General features: G+C 55.3%; 8 protein-coding genes. 7 read left to right on the top strand and 1 reads right to left on the bottom strand.

Annotated features, from left to right (window positions below; translation table 11 throughout):
• Positions 1-628 (top strand): T6SS immunity protein Tdi1 domain-containing protein (locus ACRBB0_RS23765; protein ID WP_431376962.1); only part of this gene is annotated, 628 nt, incomplete at its 5' end.
• A 329-nt stretch (positions 629-957) separates the two neighbouring features.
• Here the strand turns inward: ACRBB0_RS23765 and ACRBB0_RS23760 are convergent.
• Positions 958-1,317: a MarR family winged helix-turn-helix transcriptional regulator gene (locus ACRBB0_RS23760; RefSeq protein WP_431376961.1), complete on the bottom strand. Its 360-nt coding sequence runs from the start codon at positions 1,315-1,317 to the stop codon at positions 958-960.
• 166 nt (positions 1,318-1,483) lie between these two features.
• Between ACRBB0_RS23760 and ACRBB0_RS23755 the strand changes: the two genes are divergently transcribed.
• From ACRBB0_RS23755 to ACRBB0_RS23730, 6 genes are all read left to right on the top strand, one after another.
• Complete coding sequence (locus tag ACRBB0_RS23755; protein ID WP_431376960.1) at positions 1,484-2,596, top strand: substrate-binding domain-containing protein; 1,113 nt, start codon at positions 1,484-1,486, stop codon at positions 2,594-2,596.
• Between the two features lie 134 nt (positions 2,597-2,730).
• Complete coding sequence (locus ACRBB0_RS23750) at positions 2,731-4,350, top strand: flotillin family protein (RefSeq protein WP_431376959.1); 1,620 nt, start codon at positions 2,731-2,733, stop codon at positions 4,348-4,350.
• Between the two features lie 51 nt (positions 4,351-4,401).
• The gene (locus ACRBB0_RS23745; protein WP_431376958.1) at positions 4,402-5,622 is read left to right on the top strand and encodes an urea ABC transporter substrate-binding protein; all 1,221 of its coding nucleotides are present in this window, start codon (positions 4,402-4,404) and stop codon (positions 5,620-5,622) included.
• A gap of 85 nt (positions 5,623-5,707) precedes the next feature.
• The gene (locus ACRBB0_RS23740; RefSeq protein WP_431376957.1) at positions 5,708-6,574 is read left to right on the top strand and encodes an ABC transporter permease subunit; all 867 of its coding nucleotides are present in this window, start codon (positions 5,708-5,710) and stop codon (positions 6,572-6,574) included.
• Positions 6,574-7,611, top strand: a complete 1,038-nt coding sequence (locus tag ACRBB0_RS23735) for a branched-chain amino acid ABC transporter permease (protein ID WP_431376956.1) — start codon at positions 6,574-6,576, stop codon at positions 7,609-7,611. Before ACRBB0_RS23740 ends, ACRBB0_RS23735 begins: the two co-directional genes overlap by 1 nt.
• The gene (locus tag ACRBB0_RS23730; RefSeq protein ID WP_431376955.1) at positions 7,604-8,320 is read left to right on the top strand and encodes an ABC transporter ATP-binding protein; all 717 of its coding nucleotides are present in this window, start codon (positions 7,604-7,606) and stop codon (positions 8,318-8,320) included. Before ACRBB0_RS23735 ends, ACRBB0_RS23730 begins: the two co-directional genes overlap by 8 nt.
• The last annotated feature ends 1 nt before the right edge of the window (position 8,321 follow it).

The raw sequence follows: 8,321 nt of genomic DNA, 5'->3' as shown, positions 1-8,321 counted from the left end.
AGATCCTGTTCCAGCCATTCATACAGGTCGCAACATTCGTCAATGTGGGCTCACTGCCGACATCCGACAAGTTTGGTGGGTCAAATCAGTGATTTCTCGTGTCGAAGGTCGGCAACGCGGGACGAATGGTCTTGAGGAGCGTTGCGACCTCCGCGATATTCAACTCATCAAAAGTGGGATGATTTGGGTGATGAGTATTCTTAGAAAAATAAACGAACACTGGGGGTGGACCGGCTTAAAAGCTATCGAAATTTTAGGACGCAATGAGTTTGGAAATTTCCTGGTTTTGGATGAAAAGCAAAACTATTGGCGGATTTGTCCGGAAGAACTGACATGCGAAGTGGTGGCGGAGAACCGGCAAGCCTACCTCCAACGAGTTAACAGTGAAGACTTTCAGGAGGATTGGAAAATGTCCAATGTAGTTGAACTTGCTCGCAAGCATTTAGGCCGTTTGAAAGCGCACAGGGCTTACTATCTGGTTATTCCGGGTGTGCTGGGTGGCCGGTATGATACGTCCAACATACGTACCGCACCACTAGAGGAGTTGATCGGGCATTCAGGCGATCTGGCATTGGCGATCAAAGATTTGCCCGACGGAGCGCAAATTGAATTACGTGTAATTGATTGACGTCCGATGATCAGATTGGAGGCAAACCGCTCATCCGACAAGTCCAGTCGGGAAATCTATTGTCATCGGTGTCGAATCTCGGTGGTGTGGGCGTTTCCGTCTTGCGCGACACGTGGGCGAGAGATCGCATCGGGTTCGTAGCTCTTCTTAGCCGTAGACTGGGGCCAGTGAAGTTGACCTGCTCCCTGCCCTGACTTTGTCGGCAAACGTGATCGGAGTGTTGATTGCCTCGTTCCGATAAGCGGCCAACACTTTCTCAAATAGTGATCCATTTGGGGCGACAAGCGTTAACGTCCGAGTGTGTGGAACTTGGTCAAACCGAATGAGACCTATTGCACCATTTCGCGGAGCATTTCGATGAGTTTGTCGGCCTCGTCCTTTCCAATCAAAGATTGAAACTCCGCATCTTGTTCTCGCACTTCTTGTCGGATTTGCAGCATCCTTTTCTTGCCAAGAGCGGTGGGAAGAACATTGATCTGACGGTGGTCAACCTGCGCAATCTGCCGGTGAACCAAACCATCAGACACCATCCGATCAACCAGTTTGGTCAGCGTCGGAGGATTCATCAGCACGACATCGGCAAGTTGCCCCATCGTCAGCCGCTCGCCTGCCTCCAGCGTTTCAAGAATGCGCCAGGCCTCGATCTGAATGCCGTGTTGTTTCAGACGGGCGTTGAGTGATGTCGACATCTTTCGATGTGCCGCAGCAAGAGCATACGACAGATAGTTCTGGATGGGGGGGGAGCTCGTGTTCATCGGGGCACCAGTTTATGACAATCAGAATTTAATTGACTTGGAAAGTAAAATCAATTGGTATGTAGCGGTTCCCGATCCGCCTTGGAAGGGCAGAGCTACTTTGACCACGCTACCAAGTGTTCCAACAGAAATTGAGGAACTGCGCGATGATCCAGTGTTGCGCAGCAAGGGAACATATCGGATCGCCCTCCTTATTCCCTTGTGTGGTGCTGCGGGCCTCTGGGCCCCGTCCTGTATCTCAAGTGCTCAAGTCGCTGTCGAGGAGCTGAACCGGACAAACGGCATTGATGGCCGCAAAGTGCAACTCATCATGATAGACGCCGCCATGGAGGCGAGCATTTCGATTGAAGAGACTGTCAACGACCTGATCGAAACGAACTCAATTGATGCCATTGTCGGCATGCATATCAGCGCGATCCGTCAACGTCTTAGCAAGGTTGTCCGACAACGGATCCCCTACATCTATACGCCGCTCTACGAGGGGGGGGAACGAACCGACGGATTGTTTGCCATAGGTGAAACCCCACAAGAGCAACTCGGCCCGTCGATGGCGCATATTCAGAATGAATACCGGCCTCGAAGCTGGGCTCTGATTGGCAACGACTATGTGTGGCCCAGAACGTCACATGGTTATGCCAAAGCCAAACTTCAGGAAATGTCAGTTGGACTGGCATATGAAAAATACCTTCCCTTCGGCCTAAAAAGCATGAGCCGGTTTGTCGAAGAGATTGCCAAAACAAGCGCCGAGGCCGTGCTGATCTCACTGGTTGGTCAGGATGCCGTCGCCTTCAACCGGGCATTCGGCAAGGCAAAGTTGCATGACCGCATGGTGCGATTATCCTGTGCCATCGAAGAGAACGGTCTGCTTGGCTGCGGTGCGAAAAACAGCCAGCGAATGTTCGCGGCATCGTCATACTTCGGGGCCCTGCCGACGGATGCAAACGCGGCCTTCAAAGAAAAATACTACCGCGTCCATGGCGATCAGGCCCCGGCGTTAAACGCATTGGGTCAGTCAACCTATGAGGGGGTTCATTTCCTGGCCGGACTGATGCAAGGGCACGCAACAGTTTGGCGCGAGCACAGCTTTTCCGATGCTCTGCCAGTGATTCACAAAAGCGGGAGAAAACTCTCACCGTCCAACAAGAGTGAGCGGGCACCAATCTACCTAGCCCGCGCCAGCGGCCTCCAATTTGAGGTCATAAAAGAGCTGTAAAACAATAAGTTAGCCAAAAATACTTTCCCATTCAAATTATTTACTTGAATTGGAAATTAAATTCCCCCACGGTTTACCGAACGAATGGGTCGCGGACCGCACGTCCGACGATTGATCACATGGGGAGAATTGCCTTGGCTTGGGTTATCCTGCTGGTTCTGCTGGTTGTTGTCGCGCTGATCGCGATTTGGTTTCTGCAAAAATATTACGCAAAGGCGACTTTGGATACCGCGCTGGTGAGAACCGGCTTTCGGGGGCGCCGTGTTGTCACCGACGGTGGCTGCCTGTCTCTGCCCATTCTGCATCAGGTCCAGAAAGTATCCATGGGGGCGCTGACTTTCAGCATCAGCCGTGAAGGTCGCGACGCAGTTTTGACACGAGACAAGATGCGGGCCGATGTCCAGTTTGAGTTTGAACTGCGCGTAGATCCAACCGAGGACGGCATTTCGACCGCAGCGCAGGCATTGGGCCCGCGGATTGCCAGGGGCGGCGAAACGGTAAAGGACGTTTTTGCGGGGTCTCTTGTCGATGCAATTCAACGCGCGGCCGCCGCTCGGACGCTGGAAGACATCCATCTGGATCGTTCCGGTTTTTCCTCGGACGTGGCCGAGGCGATCCAAGCGCAGGCGATGAAACTGGGGTTAACCTTGGTGTCGGCTTCATTGATTGCAGTTGATCAAAGCGACCTGAGCCAGTGGAATGAAAACAACGCCTTCAACGCCCAAGGAATGCGTCAGTTGGCCGAGCTGGTTGCAGAGCAGCGCAAGGCGCGTATTCGCATCGAAACAGAGGCGGACGTCGCTGTTCGCGAATGCCACCTCACGCAACATCAACGGCAACTCGCATTGCGCCGTGAAGAACGCGAAGCGGAGATCGCGCAGCAAGAACACCTGGCCAAGCTCGAAGCGGAAGCCAAATCGCGCGAGGATAGTGTGCGCGACGCCGCCAAGCTCGCCAGTGAAACCACCCGGATCGAGAATGAAAAACGGCTAAAGGCGACGCAAGTTGAAAGCGACGAGGCGCTGCGCAAGACCGAGATGACGGCCATTCGCACCCTCGAAGAGGAAAAGATCGACAACGATATTCTGATTGCCCGGAAACGTGCAACGGAAGCCCAAGCGCGCGCGGAAGAAGAAGAGGCTCGGGCCAAGGTCATTCTGGCAGCGGAACATGTTCAGGCGCAGAAGGAGCGGGCCATCGCAGAACGCGAAGGTGAAATCGCCCACCTGAGACAGGAAAAAGAACTTGAGCTCGAAAGTGCCAAGGTCAAGAGCGATGTCGAAACACTGCTTGAGAAAGCCAAGGCAGATGCCGCTGCGAAAACCGAGGCCAGCGACGCTGAGCGCGCGCGTATGGAGGCCGAAGCCGCTGGCCGTATCGCCCTGAACAAGGCCGAAAACACGCTTGGGGATGCTGTAATCCGGATGCGTCTGGAAGAACGGAAACTCGACCGGCTGCCTGACATCATGACGCAGATGATGAAGCCGGTTGAGAAGATCGATTCCATCAGGATCAACCAAATCTCCGGTGCTGGTACTGGCGCTGGTACTGGTTCTGGCGGCACCGGTGGTCCGGGCGCAGGCGTTGATGGCGCGTTCGGGGCGGCCATGGATCAAATTCTTGGAATGGCCGTGCGCTTGCCCGCGATGAAACAGATGGGCGAAGACATCGGGCTTGATTTCGATGCCAATCTGGCGGGCCGAACTGCTGATTATGCCAACCGGATCAAAGACAAACCCAAAACCGACACGTGACGCAAACGCCGTCCCGCATCCAACACAAACGACATGAGGAAGGAAACCGATATGACACTGAACCGCCGCAACTTCCTGGCCAGCACGGCTGCTCTTGCAGGGGCCTCCGTTCTGCCCCGCGTGGCAATGGCCGCAGACACGATCAAACTGGGCTCTATCCTTGATAGCTCGGGGATATTTGATGCCTATGGTCGGCCGATGGACATGGCCATGCGCCTCGCTGTGGACGAGATCAACGCAGCCGGAGGCCTTCTTGGTAAGCAGGTCGAGGTTGTCGCATATGACACCCAATCCGACATGGCGCTTTATTCACAATACGGCCAGCAACTGACGCGTCAGGACAAAGTTGATGTGGTGCATGGTGGCATTCTGTCTGCATCGCGTGAGGCAATCCGGCAGACAATGCGCAAGACCAAGACACCGTATTTCTACAACGTGCTTTACGAAGGCGGCGTTTGTGATCGGAACATCTTTATCAACGGCGTAACACCTGCCCAGCAGGTCGAGGCGCTTGTCCCTTACGCCATGGGCAAGTCGGGAAAGAAAGTCTACATTCTCGCCGCCGATTACAACTATGGCCAAATCACCGCACGCTGGATTCAAAAATTCGTGGCCGACAACGGCGGTGAGACAGTGGGCGTCGACTTCTTCCCGCTGGATGTGAGCGACTTTGGGTCCACCATCGCGAAAATTCAATCAGTCGGCCCCGATCTGGTGATTGCACCGCTCGTCGGCGGCGCACATTTGTCGTTCTTCCGTCAATGGGCCGCCGCTGGTATGAAAGACCGTATTCCGCTGGCGTCGACCACTTTGGGTGTTGGCAACGAACACAAGGTTCTGACGCCCGAAGAAGGCAACGGGATCATGGTCGCCTACAACTACAGTCAGGAACTCGACACCCCGGCGAACAACGCGTTCAAGGAACGGTGGGCAGCCGCCTATGGTGACAGCAACCTGATCCATGAGATCGCCGTGTCGAACTATCAAGGTGTGCTGACTTGGGCCGAAGCCCTACGTCAGGCAGGCTCGATGGATCGCGATGCCTTGATTGCGGCTCTGGAAACAGGCCTGTCGATTGAAGGCCCGGCGGGCAAAGTCACGGTTGATCCCAAAACGCACCACGCGGTTTTGGATGTTCACATCATGGAAATCGAAAATCAGGGAATGAAGGTTGTCGAAACGCTGCCGCAGCGCCAGCCGATCGACACGCAGGCTGTGTGCGATCTATCTGCCAATCCGAACGACAACACACAGTACGAAATCGCCATCTGATCTCCCCCAGATTTTGGCAGGGCGGCAAACCCGCCCTGCACGCCCAGAGTTGGGCCGCCTTTCTTGCCAACGGAAACTCGCTCTCATGGACTTATCCGTCGTTATTCTTGTTGAAATGCTCTATGCGGTCGCCTCGCTGATCCTGATCAGTGCTGGGCTTGCGGTCGTGTTTGGTATGATGAAAGTGATCAACCTCGCCCATGGCGAGTTCATGATGATGGGCGGCTACGCGACCATCACCGCCGTGAACCTTGGCGTGAATATCTTTGTGGCCATGCTGGTAATTGCACCGATTGTCGTCGGCTTGATCGGGCTTGTGGTCGAACGGCTGGTCATCCGCCATCTTTACGGGCGGCTGGTTGATACCATGTTGGCCACCTGGGGGCTGAGCCTGTTCTTCATTGGTCTGGCCACCATGATCTTTGGCAATACGACGACCGGAATTTCGACTCCCATTCCCGGCTTTGCCATCGGGAATTATCAGATCAATGGGTACAACTTTTTCATCATCGTGATCGCCATCCTGCTGCTCATTGGGATACGTTTGATCCTAAAGGCCACACGCGCCGGATTGATCGCACGCGGTGCGATGCAACGCTCTGATATGGCCGCGGCGCTGGGGTACAGCCCTGATCGCATCTACATGGCGACCTTCTTTTGCGGCTCTGCCCTCTCTGGATTGGCCGGGGCTGTTCTGGCTCCATTGGTTGGCCTCGTGCCAACATCGGGTGGGGCTTACATCGCCAAGGCCTTCATCACCGTGATCGCGGGCGGGCCATCCCTGATCGCAGGCCTTTTTTCAAGTGCCGGGTTCTTTGGTATCGTCAATCAGGTTTTCACCTTCGCCGTTTCACCCGTGATCGGTGAAGTTGCGTTGCTTGTCGCCGCGGTCGTCCTCCTGCGCCTGCTGCCGCAAGGCATTACGGGCAAGTTTTTCAAGGGGAACCTGTGATGCCCGGGACCCTGACAAAAGACGCCATCACGATCATCCTCGTTTCGGCATTTCTGATCTGGGTGATGCCGCTGATGATCGGCACCTACACGCTCACCATTTTGATTGTTTACGGCATGCTTGGGCTAAGCCTTGGTCTGATCTGGGGGTTCGGCGGCATCCTCTGCTTTGGCCAAGCGGCGTTTTTCGGGCTGGGGGCCTATACCTATGCCATCGCCGCCATCAACATCGGTGAAAGCACGGTTCCGATGATCCTTGCCGTTCTGGTTCCGGCAGTCTTCGCGGCGCTTTTGGGGGCCTTGATGTTCTATGGGCGGCTCACGGACGTCTATCTTGGGGTCATCACGCTGGTCGTGACACTGATCCTGTTCAAGTTCATCAATTCCACCGCAGGGCCACAATATGTGATCGGAAACGCGCGGTTGGGCGGGTTCAACGGCATCCCCGGCTTCCAGACCTTGAACATCCCCGGTCGTCCTGACGACTACATCTGGGGTGACGCCTATTTCTATGTCTGTGCGGTCTTGCTCGGATTGGTCGTCTTCCTCGTGTCTGCCCTGCTGCGATCAAGTTTCGGTCGTATCGCCGTCGGCATTCGCGAAAATGAAACCCGCATGTCGCTGATGGGATACGATGTCCGGGCCAGAAAAACCGTTCTGTTTGCCGTCGGCGCGGCCATTGCCGGGTTGGCCGGGGCGTTGTTTGCCAACTGGGCCGAGATTGTAACGCCCAGCTTATTTTCGCTTGGCCAATCGGCCGAAATCATCATCTGGTGCATTGTTGGTGGTCTGGGAACGCGGCTGGGGCCGATCCTTGGGGCCGCCGGATTGGCCTATCTAAAGTTCCTTCTGGGCCAGCAGACTATGGTGGATAACACACTGATCACCGGCCTGATCCTTGTGCTCTTTGTCCTTTTCCTGCCCAAAGGCATCGTGCCAGCACTGGCCGGTTTGTGGACGGTGAGCTTTGGCCGCCGCCCCTTTGGGCGCATTCATCAACAACGGCGAATGAGAAACAGGGGGCGGGTCAATGGCTGAAACTGTGCTTGAAACGTATGGGCTTACCATGCGCTTTGGCGGCGTGGTCGCCTCCGACAACGTTGACTTCAAACTCCGCGCACGAGAGCTGCGCTGTCTGATTGGCCCAAACGGGGCCGGAAAATCCACGTTCTTTAAATGCGTGACAGGGCTGCAAACCCCGACCGAAGGCGAAGTGTTTATGCGCGGAGTGGAAACCACGCATTGGATGCCGCACCAGATCGCGTCGCTTGGCGTCGGGATCAAGACACAAACGCCCAACGTCATGGACAGCCTGAGCGTTTTCGAAAACATCTGGCTTGCGGCACGGCGGTTTCACGATCCCTCGACCGCCAACAGAAAGACACAGGACATCATCGAACGTCTGGCCTTGGGCGCGATTGCCCGAGACGATCTCGGGCGGCTGGCCCATGGGGAACGCCAACGCGTGGAACTTGCTCTGGTTGCTGTCGGGGACCCTTGGCTGGTGCTTTTAGACGAACCGGCAGCGGGTATGAGCGCGCAAGACGTTGAGCGGATGACCGGCACAATCCATGAGCTCAATAAAACCGCTGCGATCATCATCGTCGAGCATGACATGCAGTTCATTCGCTCAATTGCCGAGAAGGTGACGGTGTTCCATCAGGGGAAAGTATTGATGGAAGATCACGTTGATCGCGTCATGTCCGATCCTACCGTACGCAATGTCTATCTTGGAAAGAAGAGCTGAG

The organism is Pelagimonas sp., assembly GCF_050633425.1.
Classification (GTDB): Bacteria; Pseudomonadota; Alphaproteobacteria; order Rhodobacterales; family Rhodobacteraceae; genus Pelagimonas.
The sequence above is the reverse complement of the archived record's forward strand: the minus strand, read 5'-3'. Positions and strand labels throughout refer to the sequence as shown.